A 14,040-nucleotide genomic window follows, 5' to 3' on the forward strand; every position below is an offset into this window, starting at 1 on the left:
CCGTGACCGTTGTCGTGGTCACCGATTCGGCGGCCGGGCTGTCGGCCGACGTCGTCGGCGAGCTCGGTATCGAAGTGGTCCCGTTGCACGTGCTCGTCGGCGACCGGGAGATCCGGGAGGGCGTCGACCCCGTCGAGATCGATTACTCGACGGACTCGGTCACCACCTCGGCTGCCTCGCCGGGCGAGCTGCGCGAAGTCTACGAGCGGGCATTGAGCCGCAGTGACGGCGACGGTGTCGTCGCCGTGCACCTGTCGCGCACCTTGTCGGCGACGTGGGAGTCCGGCCGGCAGGCCGTTCGCGACATGGGTGCCGAAGACCGGGTGCGCCTGGTGGATTCGCTGGGGGCGGGCTTGGCGACCGGCCTGCCCGTGCTCGCGGCCGCCCGTCGCGCGCGGGCGGGCGAAGCGCTGGACGCGGTCTACGAACGCGCCGTGACGGCCGCCGCCCGCGCCCGCACGTTCATCCTGGTCAATCGGACCGAGCAGCTGCGCAAGGGCGGCAGGCTCAGCAGCGCCGCCGCGTTCTTCGGCAGCGAACTGGTGACGAAGCCGTTGCTGCAGCTGGTCGAGGGCAAGCTGGAACTGCGCGAGAAGGTGCGCACGCGCTCGCGCGCCTACGCCAAGCTGGTCGCGGCCGCCGTGGAGGCGGCCGGGCGCGATGGCGCGGCCCTGGCGGTCCAGCACCTGGGCGCCGCCGATGCCGCCGAGACGATCGCGGCCCAGCTGCGCGAACAGGTCCCGGAGGTCGAGGAGCTGTACGTCGGCGAGTTCGGCCCCACCCTCGGAGTCCATCTCGGCGTCGGCGCGCTCGGTGTGCTCGTCGTGCCCGGCGGGTGTTCCTGACCGGCGCCGATTTCCGGTGCGGCAGGGCACGCCGGGAGGCTGCGCCGACGCTCCGGCACGGTGGGCCTCTACGATGCCCCGGTGACCGGATACGACGACTTCGACTTCCCCGACACCGCGCACCTGCCGCCCCGCAGGCAACACATCCTCGCCGTGATCCGGGATTCGGTGCTCGCGCACGGCTACGCGCCGAGCGCGAGGGAGATCGCCGACGCCGTCGGCCTGCGCTCCACCTCTACGGTCTCCCAGCATCTGAAGGCGCTGGAGGAAGACGGTTTCCTGCGCCGCGGCACCGGGATGGCGCGCCAGACCGATGTGCGACTGTTCCTGCGTGACACCCCGGCCGCCGGCTCCAGCGCCTCGGTGAGCGTGCCGGTGGTCGGCGACATCGCCGCGGGCACGCCGATCCTGGCCGAACAGCACGCCGACGACGTGCTGACGCTGCCGCGTGAACTCGTCGGTCGTGGTGAGGTTTTCGGACTCCGGGTGCGCGGTGACTCCATGATCGACGCCGCGATCTGCGACGGTGATCTGGTTGTTGTGCGCAGCCAGCGGGAGGCGAACAACGGCGACATCGTCGCCGCCATGATCGGCGAGGAAGCCACCGTCAAGGTGTACCGCCGGCGCAACGGCCATGTCCTGCTCGAACCCCGCAATCCCGCCTACTCGGTCATCGACGGCGACGAGGCCGTGATCCTGGGCCGGGTGGTGTCGGTGATGCGCCGCGTCTGAGGCCGCCCCTGCTACGCCGGGCCGAACCAGTCCAGTGACTGACCGTGCGGCCCGGCGTAGGCTACCGGCTCGCCGTCGACCGCCAGCACCATCCGCGCTGTGTTCGAATCCCGTTCGGGCAGTAGGTCGGTGAACTCGGCGACCACCCCGGTGCCCTCCTGGGACACCCAATGGCAGGGCAGCGCACGCACCGACGCGACGAACTCCGCGCGCGTCAGCGCCGACAGGTAGGTGAGCACAGCGCTGTGGAACACGACCACCGTGCTGTCGCTGGGTGCCGTGTGGACCAGCTCGGCGACCTGTTCGTTCAGATCTCCCGGCACCAGCAGCGGTGGATTCGCGGCGGCGATCGCGCAGGCATTGCGCAGCCTGGTGAGCCGCTGGTCCTGCCCCGGCCAGACGAGGGCTTCCAGCCACTGCCGATCCTGCCGGTCCGCCGCGTTCAAGGGGTTCAGGTCGACCCCGGTGCGATGGACCACCTCGGGCAACCGATCCGGAATCGGCGCGGGCCCGGTTACGTTGCACCGCAAGACCACTGACGACGGACCGTCCGCCGGATCCAGGGCGCGCCCGCCGTAGCGATAGCTGAAACGGTCCGGGTAGAGACACAGTCCCGCCGATGCGCCCACTTCGATGAGCGACAACGGTCCCGGCAGCCGAGCGAGGACCGGCAGCAAGGTTGCCGCACGACCCGCTTCGTTGGTCTGGGTACGGCGAGCGAGTGCGGTCGCCGCGATCGATGGCCAGCGTGCGATCAGCTGCGCACGGAAATCGCGGTACGGCACCGCGATCGCGCCGTTGACCCGCGCCGCCGCCAGCACCAGGTTGGGCTGCTGTTTGTCCGTCGGCAGTTCGGCGATCAGCGCGAGCACCGGTGGATCGTCGGCGATGTCGATCGCACGCCGGTGGTACAGCGGAGAATTGCCGCTCACCTCGCGCTGCGCGAAGTCGCGGAAACGTTGTGCCAGGTCCATGGATCCATCCGTACGTGGTCTCGGCCATGTCCGCACCGTATTCGCTCGGGCAGCGTGCATCCCGGTCTCGACGACCGAGAAACCGCGAGTTGTCCACAGGCTCGAGGTTGTCCACAGCTTCGCTCGAGACCCAGGTCGGCGCCGGTTTCGCGGGCTCGCCGGCTCGTAGCGTCGCTGCCATGTCACGACACGACGAACACGAGCGGGTACGGCAACGGCTGGGCGGGCTGGCGTTGCGCGACAAACCCGGGACCCGAGGGGCGCTGCGCGACGAGCCCGACACGGCACGCCCGCGCGGCGGCACCGGCACCGAAGGGCGGTGGGCCGAGGAGGATCTCCCTTCGACGGGGGAGGTGCGTTCGCCGGGCTGGCTCGACGACGGCGCCGACTCCGGTGGCCTGCGCCGGTTCGTCCCGGACCGGTTCCGGCAGACGCGGGTCGATCCCGGCCGCCGGGGTGCTGTGGTCTTGGGCCTGGTGGGTCTGGCAGCGGTGGTCTGCACCGGCGTGCTGGTCCTGCGCGATCAGCCGACGCCACAGGCGTTGCCACCGGTACCGGTCGTCCGCGCGGAGAGCGCGGGCGCCCCCGCGGAACCGAGCGCCGGCATGGCCGCGGTCGCCGGCACCATGCCGAGCCCGCCAGCGGAAGTCGTTGTCAGCGTGGTGGGTCTGGTCGAACGACCGGGCCTGCACCACCTGCCCGGTGGCGCCCGTGTCGCCGACGCCATCGAACGGGCAGGCGGTGCGACCGACGGTGCCGACCTCGCCGGGCTGAACCTGGCCCAGCGCCTCACCGACGGCGACCAGGTCGTCGTCGGCACGACTGGCCCACAATCGGGACCCCCACTCCTTGGCAGCGCGATGATCGGTGCCGCCGACCGCGCACCCACGACAGGACAGAACACCTCCGGCCCGCCGACCCCGAATACCAACGCCCAGAACACCAGAGCGCGTATCAACCTGAACACCGCGACGGAAGCCGAACTGGACGGGCTCCCCGGCGTCGGCCCGGTCACCGCCCAAGCCATCCTCGCCTGGCGCACCACCAATGGCCGATTCACCGATATCGCCCAACTCGGCGAAGTCGACGGCATCGGCCCCGCCCGCCTGGCCCGCCTCCGTGATTTGGTGACGACATGACCGAATCGGTCCAGCCGTCCGGTGCGACCGGTGATGGTCCCTGCCAGGCGAAAGTCGCGGCCCGAATCGGTGCGGCACCGGCGGTCTCGGGCGAAGATACGGCCGGGGCGAGCGATGGTGCGGAGTACGGCGCCAACGAATCGCCCCTGCCCGCGAATCCCGCGGTGAGCGGCGGGTTCTCGACCTGCTGCGCGGACCGCGTCGAACACGCCCACAGCAGTATGGAATTCGGGTGTTTCGGGATGTCGTCGGTGCTCGGGCGGGGTGGGGTCTGTCCGGATTCGCCGGTGCGGTGCCCGGGACCGGAATGAGCACGGCGGCTCAGCAGGAGGCGGGAACGGAGGAGCCGGAACGGCAGGTGCTGGACATGCGCCTGGTACCGGCGGCGCTGGGATGTTGGGGCGCGACGATCGTGGCGGTGTCGCTGGGGTGGTTCGTCGGCCTGGTGCTGGCGGTCGGTGCGGTGGTCGTCGCAATCGGATTGTGGGTGGTGTTGCTGTGGGCGATCGCGCACGAGCGTGAACGATGGCGAGTCGTCGCGATCGCCGGGTTGGCGGTGATGCTGGTGACCGCCGGTTTCGGGGCCGCAGGCGCGTGGCGTGCGCACCATGTGCAGACACACCCGCTCCGGGAATCGTTCGGGCGGACGGTGACGGTGCTGGCAGTGGTCACCGACGATCCGAAACCGATGCGGGCGGGCGGGTTCGGTGGACAACGGCGGTGGATCGTCCGTGCGGAGCTGCATGAGTACGGAGGCGGTACGCCACCCCAGAGTGACGGGAAGCTCGGCTCGACGAGCGCGGGGGTCGGCGGGGTGCCGGGGTCTGCGAGCGCTGGGGCCGACGGAGTGTCCGGTTCTACGAGTACTCGGGCCGACGGAGACTTCGGTTCTACGACCAATCGAGCCGGCGGGGAACGCGGGTCGACCGCCACTCGGGTCGGCGGGGCGCTCGTCATCCTTGCGCCAGGGGAGGGCTGGGCGGACCTGTCTCCCGGCCAGGTGATCCGGTTTCGGGCGAAGGTCGCCGAACCGAACCGATCGGATCTGACAGTGGCTGCGCTGCACCCCGTCGCCGAGGCGGAACGTGTCGGGACACCCCCGTGGTGGCAGCGAATGGCCGGGGGCGTGCGGGCAGATCTGGCGATGGCCTCGGCCAGAGCGTTGTCACCCGCTGCGGCCGGATTGCTGCCCGCGCTCGTCGTCGGCGATACCGCCGCGCTATCCGACGAGGTCAGGGACAACTTCGAAATCGCAGGCCTGCAACACCTTTGCGTGGTGAGCGGAGCGAACTTCACTATCCTGCTCGCCGCGCTGCTCGGGTTGGCGAGATTGCTGACCGCGGGTCCGCGAACGAGTGCCGCTGCCGCCGCGGTGACGGTGGTGGTGTTCGTCGTTCTCGCGCGGCCCGACCCCAGTGTGCTGCGGGCTGCGGGCATGGGGTCGGTGACGGTACTCGCGTTGCTCACCGGCCGCCGCAAACAAGCGCTGCCCGCGCTGGGTGCCGCGGTGATCGGACTGCTCGTTGTGGCACCGCAGTTGGCGGTGAGCGCGGGGTTCGCGTTGTCGGTGCTCGCGACCGCCGGCCTGATCCTGCTCGCGCCGAGCTGGGCGGATTGGTTGCGGGCGCACGGGTGGTGGCGGGTACCCGCCGAGATCCTCGCGGTGTCGGCCGGGGCGTTCGTCGTCACCCTCCCGCTGATGGTCGCACTGTCGGGACGGGTGAGCGTGGTCGCGATTGTGGCGAACGCGCTTGTCGCGCCGGTGGTCGGGGTGATCACCGTGATCGGTGCGGTGGGTGCGGCCGTCGCCTGCCTCTGGGGTGACGCGGCGGTGTGGGTGCTGTGGTGCGCGCGCCCACCGCTGTGGTGGCTGCTGGCGGTAGCCGACCGGACCGCCGCCGTGCCCGGTGCCACGATCTCGGTGCCGTCCGGCGTGACGGGGGGACTGGTCACAGCGGCGATCGTCGTCGTCCTCGTGGCAGCTCTGCGATGGTCGAAGGCCCGCCGATTGCTCGCCGTCGCCGCCTTGGGCGTCGCGATAGTGCTTGTCCCAGTGCGCCTATGGCAGCCGGGATGGCCGCCGACCGGCTGGGCACTGGCGATGTGCGATGTAGGCCAGGGCGATGGCCTCGCCCTCTCCGTCGCCCCCAACGCCGCGATCGTGATCGATACCGGCCCGGACCCCCGCCCGATCCGCCGCTGCCTCGACCGCCTGCGCATCACCCACATCCCCCTCCTGATCCTCACCCACCCACACGCCGACCACATCGACGGCCTGGCCGGCGCACTCCGCGGCCGCACCACCGCCGCCATAGCCACCGCACCCGGTGAACTTCTCTCCACCGGCGGCCCGCACTCCACCAGCGGACACACCACTAGCGGCGCGCCCTCCACGAGCGGTGGGCATCCCGCTGGCGCCGAGCAGTCTGCTGGGGCCGAGCACTCCCTCGGTGCCGAGAGTTCCACCAACCAGCGCCATCCGAACGGCGGACACTCGGCCGGGCTACCGTCCGTCTCTCGCCAGGATGTTGTGGCGCAGCAGAATTCGTCCAATCCGACCGACGGGATCGAGCGAGTCGTCGAGCTCGCCGAGGCCGCCGGGATCCCGCTGATGGAATTGCATGCGGGGCAGGTACTGGCTTGCGGGGCAGTCGAATTGACAGTGCTCGCACCGGGGCAGGAAGCGTCGTCGCTGGACCTGGACGAAGCCAACGATCGGTCGCTGGTGTTGCGGGCGCGCACCGCCGTGGGCACGATTCTGTTCACCGGCGATATCGAAGCGACCGCGCAATCTCGGGTGTCGCGTGACAGCGACATCCGCGCCGACATTCTCAAGGTCCCACATCATGGGTCCCGCACCACCACACCGGAGTTCCTGCGCGCGGTCCACCCGCGCCTGGCCTTGATCAGCGCCGGGACGGACAACTCGTTCGGCCACCCGCACCCCACGATCATCACCGCGTTGAACACCCTCGGCGTCACGATCGCCCGGACCGATCACGACGGCGACGTGATCGTGTCGGGCACCGCCGTCGAACCGCGCACAACGACATCCCGTCGGCGGACTCCAGCCCCTCCGCGAACCGTCGGCAGCGGACGGCCGCGAGACCCCGCGCGGCGCCCGACCACATCGAATGACCGCGACCGGCTCGCTGTCGGTGCCCGAACGTAGGATCGCCTGGTGAGCGAACGCCCTGCCGCGGTACATCTGGTTCTCGGTGACGAGGAGCTGCTGGTCGAACGCGCCGTGGCGCAGGTGACCGGCCAGGTGCGGGCCGAGGCGCCCGATCCGGACTCGGTGCCGGTGGATCGGCTGCGCGCCGGTGACGCGAGTACCGCCGAACTGGCCGAGCTGTTGAGTCCGTCGCTGTTCGCCGAGGACCGGGTGATCGTGCTCGAGTCGGCCGCGGAGGCGGGCAAGGACGCGGTGGCGGTGATCACCGACGCGGCGGCCGACCCGCCGGCGGGCGTGGTGCTGATGGTGCTGCATTCGGGCGGCGGCCGCGCCAAAGCACTGGTGCCCGCGCTGCAGAAGCAGGGCGCGGTGGTGCACGAGTGCGCCAAGCTCACCAAGGCCGGCGAGCGGGCGGAGTTCGTGCGCGCGGAGTTCCGCGCTCTCGGGGTGCGGGTGGCGCCGGACGTGGTCCAGGTGCTGATCGAGTCCGTCGGCTCGGAGCTGCGTGAGCTGGCCGCGGCCTGCTCACAGCTGGTCGCCGACACCGGCGGCAAGGTCGATGTGAACGCGGTCCGCCGCTACTACTCCGGCCGCGCCGAGGTGACCGGGTTCGATGTCGCGGAGCTCGCCGTCGCGGGCGACCGCCCGGCGGCGATGGAGGCCCTGCGCTGGGCCACCGACCGCGGTGTCCCGCACGTGCTGCTGGCCGACGCCCTCGCCGATTCCGTGCACACCATCGCCCGCGTCGGCTCCGCGGGCCGGGGCGACCCGTTCAAACTCGCCCAGCAGCTCGGCATGCCCCCGTGGAAGGTCAAGAAGGCGCAGGCCCAGGCCCGTGGCTGGACCCCGGCCACCATCGGCACCGCCCTCCAGGTGGTCGCCACCCTCAACGCCGACGTCAAGGGCGGCGCCGCCGACGCCACCTACGCCGTGGAACATGCCCTTTCCCGCATCCTCGACCTGCGCGCCGCGGGCTGAGTCGACGGGCGACGACGTGGTGCGCCTGATCCCCGAGCTCATCTGTGCCGACCTCCGGGCCAGCCTCGAGTTCTACGGTCTACTCGGGTTCCGGATCCGCTACGAGCGCCCCGCGGAACGGTTCGCCTATCTCGAACGCGACGGTATCGACCTCATACTCGAACAGCCGACGGACCACGAGCGGCTCTACCCGCACGCGCCGCTCGAATATCCGTACGGTCGCGGCATCAACTTCACCATCGACGTGGATGATGTCGTCGAGCTCCATGCGGTGATCACCGCGACCGGGCGGGAACTGTTCCTCCCGCTGGAGGACCGCTGGTACGCGCGGGCAACCGACGTCGTGGGCGTGCGCCAGTTCGCCGTGCAGGACCCGGACGGGTACCTTCTGTGGATTTCCCAGAACCTCGGTACGCGCAGTCGCTGAGCCGACACGCCTGGTCGCGGTGGAATCGGGACCGAATCGCGATGTCGGTCCGGCCTCACGGCTGGCACAGTTGATCATGACATGGACGAGCCGACTGTCAGCCGGACCGGGGAGCGCGGGAGCAGTCGACGCGCTCGTGGTTCGGCGGGCCGGTGGGCCAGGGCATTCGGGAAGGGGTTCGCCGCCGGGATGTCGGCGCTGGTGGTGGCTGTCACCGCGTACGGGTGGTCGACGGCGGGCAGTTTCGACGCCGGGTTCCTGCGCTCGCAGGCCATCGAGGACGACGCGCCGCACTCGCTCGGCGGGGATCTGAACATCCTGCTGATCGGGCTCGACACCCGGCGCGATCAGAACGGGAACGAGCTGCCGACGGAAATCCTGGATCAGCTGCACGCCGGCGACGGGGACGAGGGCGGCTACAACGCCAATACGCTGATCCTGGTGCATATTCCGGCCGCGCTGGACAAGATCGTCGCGGTGTCGATTCCGCGTGACGACTACGTGCCGGTCAGTGGCATCCCGGGCTACACCCACGCCAAGATCAAGGAGGCGTACGGGTTGAAGAAGGCCGCGGTGCAGGATCAGCTGATCGCACGCGGGGTCACCGATCAGCGCCGGCTCGAACAGGCGGGCAGGGAGGCGGGGCGGGCCTCGATCGTGCGGGCGGTGCGTGATCTGACCGGAGTGCCGATCGACCGGTTCGCCGAGATCACCCTCGCCGGTTTCTACGATCTCGCCGCCACGCTGGGCGGGGTGGAGGTGTGCCTGAACCATCCGGTGCAGGACCTCGAGTTCTCCGGCGCGAACTTCCCGGCCGGCCGCCAGCATCTCGATCCGGCCCAGGCGCTGGCCTTCGTGCGGCAGCGGCACGGGCTGGACAACGGCGATCTGGACCGCACCCACCGCCAGCAAGCGTTTCTGACCTCGGTCGCCGGGCAGCTGCGTAGTGCGGGCACCCTGACCGACCCCGGCAAACTGTCGGCGTTGATGGAGGTGGCGCACCGCAATATCGTCCTGTCGGACGGCTGGAACATGACCGAGTTCGTGCGCACCCTCGGCAGCGCGAAAGACCCGCAGGTCGAATTCCGCACCCTGCCGATCCTGCGCTACGACGTGATCAACGGGCAGGACGTGAACATCGTGGACCGAGCGGCGATCCGCCGCGAGATCGCGGCCGCGTTCGGGATGCCGGCACCCGCGTCGACGACGACCCGGCGAACAACGGCGCGGACCGAACCGCCCGCCGCCTGGCCGGGCGAGACGTCCACCGGTGCCTGGCAGACCAGCGCGACCACGCCGGTGACGGACACCCCCGACGCGGGCAAGCCGGTCCGCAGCGACATCACCTCGGGGCGGATCCCCTGTGTGAACTGATCAGTCGCCGACGACGGCGAGCTCCTCGTCGTCCTCGAGATCCTCGTAGCGACCTTCCCACTCCTCGTAGAGCGGGACCTCGTCCTCGCGGGTGACGATCCAGGCGGCCGCGAAGCCGCCGTCCTCGTCCGGGACCATCACATTCTCGATCTTGAGTCCGATGCCCAGGATCTCCGCGGCGCGGATCACCTCGGCCAGGTCGTCGCCTCGTACCACCGTCTGATTCGCGTACACCGTCAGCATGCGCGGAATGGTAGCCGACGACAAAAGCCGCCGTGGTCATCGAGGCCACGGCGGCTGCGTCTTGCGAAGTATTGCTGAGCGGGTGGACCCGCTCCGATCAGATCTTGTTCAGAGCCAGCGCGAGCGCGGACTTCTTGTTGGCCGCCTGGTTGGCGTGGATGACGCCCTTGGAAGCGGCCTTGTCGAGCTTGCGGCTCGCGAACTGCAGCTGCTCGGCAGCCTTTTCCTTGTCACCGCTGGCGGCAGCTTCACGGAAGTTGCGGATCGCGGTGCGCAGCGCGGACTTGACCGACTGGTTGCGCTTGCGCGCCGCCTCGTTGGTACGGATCCGCTTCATCTGGGACTTGATGTTGGCCACGCCTGTATCCTCTGGTTTCCTGTCGCTGGGTGGTATGTCTCGAAAGCTCGTCGGGCGCGCGCCCACGATGCAGCAGATGGTGCTGAACTACGGGTAACACCGCGCCGAAGATCGAGGTTACCAGCTCGGCACCGCCCGGCGAAATCGGGCTCCGATCGACCGGCCCCCGGCTCCGCTGATTTCATCCATTTCAGGTGATGCAAGAAATTTACCTGTGTCTCACACGACCCTGCTGCCGGGTGATGCACAGTTTTTCTCATGACCTCCACCACAGCGCCGAGTACGGCTCGATCTGCATCACCGGCGTTGGTGAGAACGAACGGGCATCCGGTGAACGCGCACGCCGGTTTGTTCGAGGGGTACGGCCCGGGCCGCTTCGCCGACGCGTTCGACGAGATGTTCGACGCGGCGGGACGAGTGCGGGCGCCGTATAAAGGCATTCACGCCGCGATGGCCGCCAACGACGTAGACGACCTGGCCAAACGCTCCGACGCGCTGGACCGGGCATTCATCGATCAGGGCATCACGTTCTCCCTGTCGGGGCAGGAACGGCCGTTCCCGCTGGATCTGGTGCCGCGGGTGATCGCCGCCGCCGAGTGGGCCAAGCTCGAGCGGGGCATCAAACAGCGGGTCACCGCGCTGGAGCTGTTCCTGGCCGACGTCTACGGCGAGCAGAACATCCTGCGCGATCAGGTGATCCCCAAGCGGCTGGTCACCTCGTGTGAGCACTTCCACCGCGAGGCCGCGGGCCTGGTCCCGCCGAACGGGGTGCGCATCCATGTCTCGGGCATCGACCTGGTGCGCGACGAACGCGGCGACTTCCGGGTGCTCGAGGACAACCTGCGCTCGCCGTCGGGGGTGTCCTATGTGATGGAGAACCGGCGCACGATGGCCCGGGTCTTCCCCGACCTGTTCTCCTCGCACCGGGTGCGCGCGGTCGGCGACTATCCCACGCACCTACTCCGGGCGCTGCGGGCCTCCGCGGCGCCCAACGAGGCCGACCCGACCGTCGTCGTGCTCACCCCGGGTGTACACAACTCCGCCTACTTCGAGCATTCGCTGCTGGCCAGGCAGATGGGCGTCGAGCTGGTCGAGGGGCGTGACCTGTTCTGCCGCGACAATGTCGTCTACATGCGCACGACCGCGGGCGAGCGTCAGGTCGATGTGATCTACCGCCGCATCGACGACACCTTCCTCGACCCCATGCACTTCCGCCCCGACTCGGTGCTCGGCGTGGCCGGCGTGCTCAACGCCGCCCGCGCGGGCAACGTGGTGATCTCCAGCGCGGTCGGCAACGGCGTCGGTGACGACAAACTCATCTACACCTATGTGCCCACGATCATCGAGTACTACCTCGGCGAGAAGCCGATCCTGCCCAACGTCGACACCTTCCGCTGTTGGCTCGACGACGAACGCGAGGAGGTGCTCGACCGGGTCGGCGAGCTCGTGGTGAAGCCGGTCGAGGGGTCCGGCGGCTACGGCATCGTCATCGGGCCCGACGCGTCCCCGCGCGAGCTGGAGGCGGTCAAGCGCAAGGTCAAGGCCGATCCGCGCGGCTGGATCGCCCAGCCGGTGGTGCAGCTGTCGACCGTGCCGACCAAGATCGGCAACGATCTCGCGCCCCGGCACGTCGACCTGCGCCCGTTCGCGGTGAACGACGGCGAGGACATCTGGGTGCTGCCCGGTGGGCTGACCAGGGTCGCGTTGCCGGAGGGCTCGCTGGTGGTCAACTCGAGCCAGGGCGGCGGCAGCAAGGACACCTGGGTGCTGGCCGGTCGCTCCGGCCTCGTCGACCGGGAACTGGCCGGTCCGGAACTGGTGAGCGATCCGCCGCAGGCCGACTCCTTCGAAATCGGTCGCGAACTCAGCGCGCCGCAGGCCAATCAGCAACAGCAGCAACAACAACAGACGCAGCGGCTGATCGGGGACTGACACACATGCTTGCTCGCAACGCCGAATCCCTCTACTGGATCGGCCGATATGTCGAGCGCGCCGACGACACCGCGCGCATCCTCGACGTCGCCGTGCATCAACTGCTCGAAGACGCCACCGTCGACGCCGACCGCACCTCCCGAGTGCTGCTCAAGGTGCTCGGCATCGAGCCACCGGAGGGTCTGCGCCTGGACGTGTGGTCGGTGACCGACCTGGTCGCGTTCAGCCACGACCACGGCGTCTCGATCAGCGACTCCATCGGCAAGGCCCGCGAGAACGCCCGCGGCGCACGCGAAGTCACCTCCAGCGAGATGTGGGAGTGCCTCAATGCCACCTACAACGGGCTGGCGACGGCGGAGAAGGCGGCGCGCGGCCTCGGCCCGCACGAGTTCTTCTCCTACATCAAGGACCGCGCGGCGATGTTCACCGGACTGACCGACTCGACGCTCTCGCGCGACGACGGCTACCGTTTCCTGCTGCTCGGCCGCTCCATCGAACGCGTGGACATGATGGTGCGGCTGCTGCTCTCGCGCGCGGGGGACCGCACCTCCTCGCCGGCCTGGGTGACGGTGCTGCGCTCGGCGGGCGCCCACGACACCTATCTGCGCACCCACCGCGGCGCGCTCGACGCGGCCAGGGTCGCCGAGTTCATCCTCATCGACCGGCTCTTCCCGCGCTCGGTGTTCCACACGCTGCGCGTCGCCGAGGCCTGCCTGACCGAACTCGACCAGCGGCCCGGCAGTCGCGTCGGCGCGCGTCACGAGGCCCAGCGGGTGCTCGGCCGGGCGCGCAGCGAACTCGAATTCCTGCCGCCGGGGGTGCTGCTGGAGGACTTGCAGAGCAGACTGCTCGCGCTGCAGAAATCGTGCCGCGAGGTCAGCGAGGCCGTGTCACGCCAGTACTTCCACGCCGCCCCCTGGGTGGCGTGGACCGATGTGCGCAGCAGTTCCGACGGCCGCGTGCAGGTGGAGGGAGAACTGTGAGCTGGCGGATCAGGGTGGTGCACACCACCGGATATGTCTACGACGCGCCCGTGACGCGCTCGTTCAACGAGGCCAGGCTGACGCCGCGCGCCGACAGCAGGCAGAACGTGATCCTCAATCGCGTCGAAACCGTGCCGGCCACCAGGTCGTATCGCTACACCGACTACTGGGGCACCGCGGTCACCGCGTTCGACCTGCACGCACCGCACACCGAACTCGAGGTGACCGGGTCCTCGGTGGTGGAGACCGAGCCGTTCGCGGAACCGACCGAGGAACTGAGCTGGGACGACCTGCGCAGCGGTCCGATCGTCGACCGCTTCGACGAAATGCTCAGTCCCACCTCCTATGTGCCGCGCGATCGCAAGCTCGCGACGGTGGCCAGGCAGCTGTCCCGGGGCGAGGAACCGGCCAAGGCGGTGGTGCGCGCGGCCGAATGGGTGCACAAGGAGATGGACTACATCGCGGGCACCACCTCGGTGCACACCTCGGCGTTGCAGGCCTTCGCCGAGCGGCGCGGTGTCTGCCAGGACTACGCCCACCTGACCCTGGTGTTGCTGCGCAGCATGGGAATTCCCAGCCGGTACGTCTCCGGCTACCTGCATCCGAAGCCGGGCGCCGAGATCGGCGAGACCGTGGCAGGCCAGTCGCACGCCTGGGTGGAGGCTTGGACCGGGCAGTGGTGGGGCTACGACCCGACGAACAACCTCGCCGTCAACGAGCAGCACGTCTCGGTCGGGGTCGGGCGCGATTACGCCGATGTGCCTCCGCTGAAAGGTGTCTTCTCCGGCGGCGGCTCGACGGACCTCGAGGTCGTTGTAGAGGTGACCCGCCTCGCGTAATGTCCAGTTCGCTCGTGCGGAACCCCGCCTTGCCGCGGGGA

Annotated in this window: 13 protein-coding genes; 10 read left to right on the top strand and 3 right to left on the bottom strand. The window is 69.6% G+C overall.

Features of this window, described 5'->3' with window-relative positions; all coding sequences use genetic code 11:
* Positions 1-2: 2 nt before the first annotated feature.
* The gene (locus ACIO52_RS16860; protein WP_316573885.1) at positions 3-845 is read left to right on the top strand and encodes a DegV family protein; all 843 of its coding nucleotides are present in this window, start codon (positions 3-5) and stop codon (positions 843-845) included.
* A gap of 81 nt (positions 846-926) precedes the next feature.
* Positions 927-1,577 carry a transcriptional repressor LexA gene (gene lexA, locus ACIO52_RS16865; protein WP_218721442.1) on the top strand — a complete coding sequence of 217 codons (651 nt, stop codon included), beginning with the start codon at positions 927-929 and terminating at the stop codon, positions 1,575-1,577.
* 11 nt (positions 1,578-1,588) lie between these two features.
* Here the strand turns inward: lexA and ACIO52_RS16870 are convergent, their stop codons facing one another.
* Complete coding sequence (locus ACIO52_RS16870) at positions 1,589-2,551, bottom strand: DUF2332 domain-containing protein (protein ID WP_402644773.1); 963 nt, start codon at positions 2,549-2,551, stop codon at positions 1,589-1,591.
* 179 nt (positions 2,552-2,730) lie between these two features.
* Here ACIO52_RS16870 and ACIO52_RS16875 point away from each other — a divergent pair, with 179 nt between their 5' ends.
* The 5 genes from ACIO52_RS16875 (at position 2,731) to ACIO52_RS16895 (ending at position 9,644) form a co-directional block, all read left to right on the top strand.
* Positions 2,731-3,690 carry a helix-hairpin-helix domain-containing protein gene (locus ACIO52_RS16875; RefSeq protein ID WP_402644776.1) on the top strand — a complete coding sequence of 320 codons (960 nt, stop codon included), beginning with the start codon at positions 2,731-2,733 and terminating at the stop codon, positions 3,688-3,690.
* 307 nt (positions 3,691-3,997) lie between these two features.
* Positions 3,998-6,862, top strand: coding sequence for a ComEC/Rec2 family competence protein (locus ACIO52_RS16880; protein ID WP_402644778.1), 2,865 nt, complete (start codon positions 3,998-4,000; stop codon positions 6,860-6,862).
* Positions 6,863-6,871: 9 nt separating this feature from the next.
* On the top strand, positions 6,872-7,843 hold the full coding sequence (gene holA / locus ACIO52_RS16885) for a DNA polymerase III subunit delta (protein WP_218721364.1): 972 nt from the start codon (positions 6,872-6,874) through the stop codon (positions 7,841-7,843).
* Positions 7,803-8,270 (top strand): bleomycin resistance protein, encoded by a 468-nt coding sequence (locus ACIO52_RS16890; RefSeq protein ID WP_402644782.1) that lies wholly within the window; start codon positions 7,803-7,805, stop codon positions 8,268-8,270. The genes holA and ACIO52_RS16890 overlap by 41 nt, the downstream gene beginning before the upstream one ends.
* 81 nt (positions 8,271-8,351) lie before the next feature.
* Positions 8,352-9,644 carry an LCP family protein gene (locus tag ACIO52_RS16895; RefSeq protein ID WP_402644785.1) on the top strand — a complete coding sequence of 431 codons (1,293 nt, stop codon included), beginning with the start codon at positions 8,352-8,354 and terminating at the stop codon, positions 9,642-9,644.
* On the opposite strand, the gene ACIO52_RS16900 is transcribed toward ACIO52_RS16895, so the two are convergent.
* Positions 9,645-9,887 carry a hypothetical protein gene (locus ACIO52_RS16900; protein ID WP_218721361.1) on the bottom strand — a complete coding sequence of 81 codons (243 nt, stop codon included), beginning with the start codon at positions 9,885-9,887 and terminating at the stop codon, positions 9,645-9,647.
* Positions 9,888-9,984: 97 nt separating this feature from the next.
* On the bottom strand, positions 9,985-10,245 hold the full coding sequence (gene rpsT / locus ACIO52_RS16905; RefSeq protein WP_019045815.1) for a 30S ribosomal protein S20: 261 nt from the start codon (positions 10,243-10,245) through the stop codon (positions 9,985-9,987).
* Positions 10,246-10,641: 396 nt separating this feature from the next.
* Here rpsT and ACIO52_RS16910 point away from each other — a divergent pair, with 396 nt between their 5' ends.
* From ACIO52_RS16910 to ACIO52_RS16920, 3 genes are read left to right on the top strand one after another with little or no spacing between them, the layout of a single operon-like run.
* Complete coding sequence (locus tag ACIO52_RS16910; RefSeq protein ID WP_255588616.1) at positions 10,642-12,177, top strand: circularly permuted type 2 ATP-grasp protein; 1,536 nt, start codon at positions 10,642-10,644, stop codon at positions 12,175-12,177.
* Positions 12,178-12,182: 5 nt separating this feature from the next.
* Complete coding sequence (locus ACIO52_RS16915) at positions 12,183-13,160, top strand: alpha-E domain-containing protein (RefSeq protein ID WP_218721360.1); 978 nt, start codon at positions 12,183-12,185, stop codon at positions 13,158-13,160.
* Positions 13,157-13,999: a transglutaminase family protein gene (locus ACIO52_RS16920; RefSeq protein WP_218721359.1), complete on the top strand. Its 843-nt coding sequence runs from the start codon at positions 13,157-13,159 to the stop codon at positions 13,997-13,999. Before ACIO52_RS16915 ends, ACIO52_RS16920 begins: the two co-directional genes overlap by 4 nt.
* The last annotated feature ends 41 nt before the right edge of the window (positions 14,000-14,040 follow it).

This window comes from Nocardia sp. NPDC087230, from assembly GCF_044744725.1.
GTDB classification, from domain to species: Bacteria; Actinomycetota; Actinomycetes; order Mycobacteriales; family Mycobacteriaceae; genus Nocardia; species Nocardia canadensis.

Coding starts and splice junctions, on each gene's coding strand:
- ACIO52_RS16870 (WP_402644773.1), bottom strand. CDS start 2,551: ATGGACCTGGCACAACGTTTCCGCGACTTCGCGCAGCGCGAGGTGAGC.
- ACIO52_RS16875 (WP_402644776.1), top strand. CDS start 2,731: ATGTCACGACACGACGAACACGAGCGGGTACGGCAACGGCTGGGCGGG.
- ACIO52_RS16880 (WP_402644778.1), top strand. CDS start 3,998: ATGAGCACGGCGGCTCAGCAGGAGGCGGGAACGGAGGAGCCGGAACGG.
- ACIO52_RS16890 (WP_402644782.1), top strand. CDS start 7,803: ATGCCCTTTCCCGCATCCTCGACCTGCGCGCCGCGGGCTGAGTCGACG.
- ACIO52_RS16895 (WP_402644785.1), top strand. CDS start 8,352: ATGGACGAGCCGACTGTCAGCCGGACCGGGGAGCGCGGGAGCAGTCGA.
- ACIO52_RS16900 (WP_218721361.1), bottom strand. CDS start 9,887: ATGCTGACGGTGTACGCGAATCAGACGGTGGTACGAGGCGACGACCTG.
- ACIO52_RS16910 (WP_255588616.1), top strand. CDS start 10,642: ATGTTCGACGCGGCGGGACGAGTGCGGGCGCCGTATAAAGGCATTCAC.
- ACIO52_RS16915 (WP_218721360.1), top strand. CDS start 12,183: ATGCTTGCTCGCAACGCCGAATCCCTCTACTGGATCGGCCGATATGTC.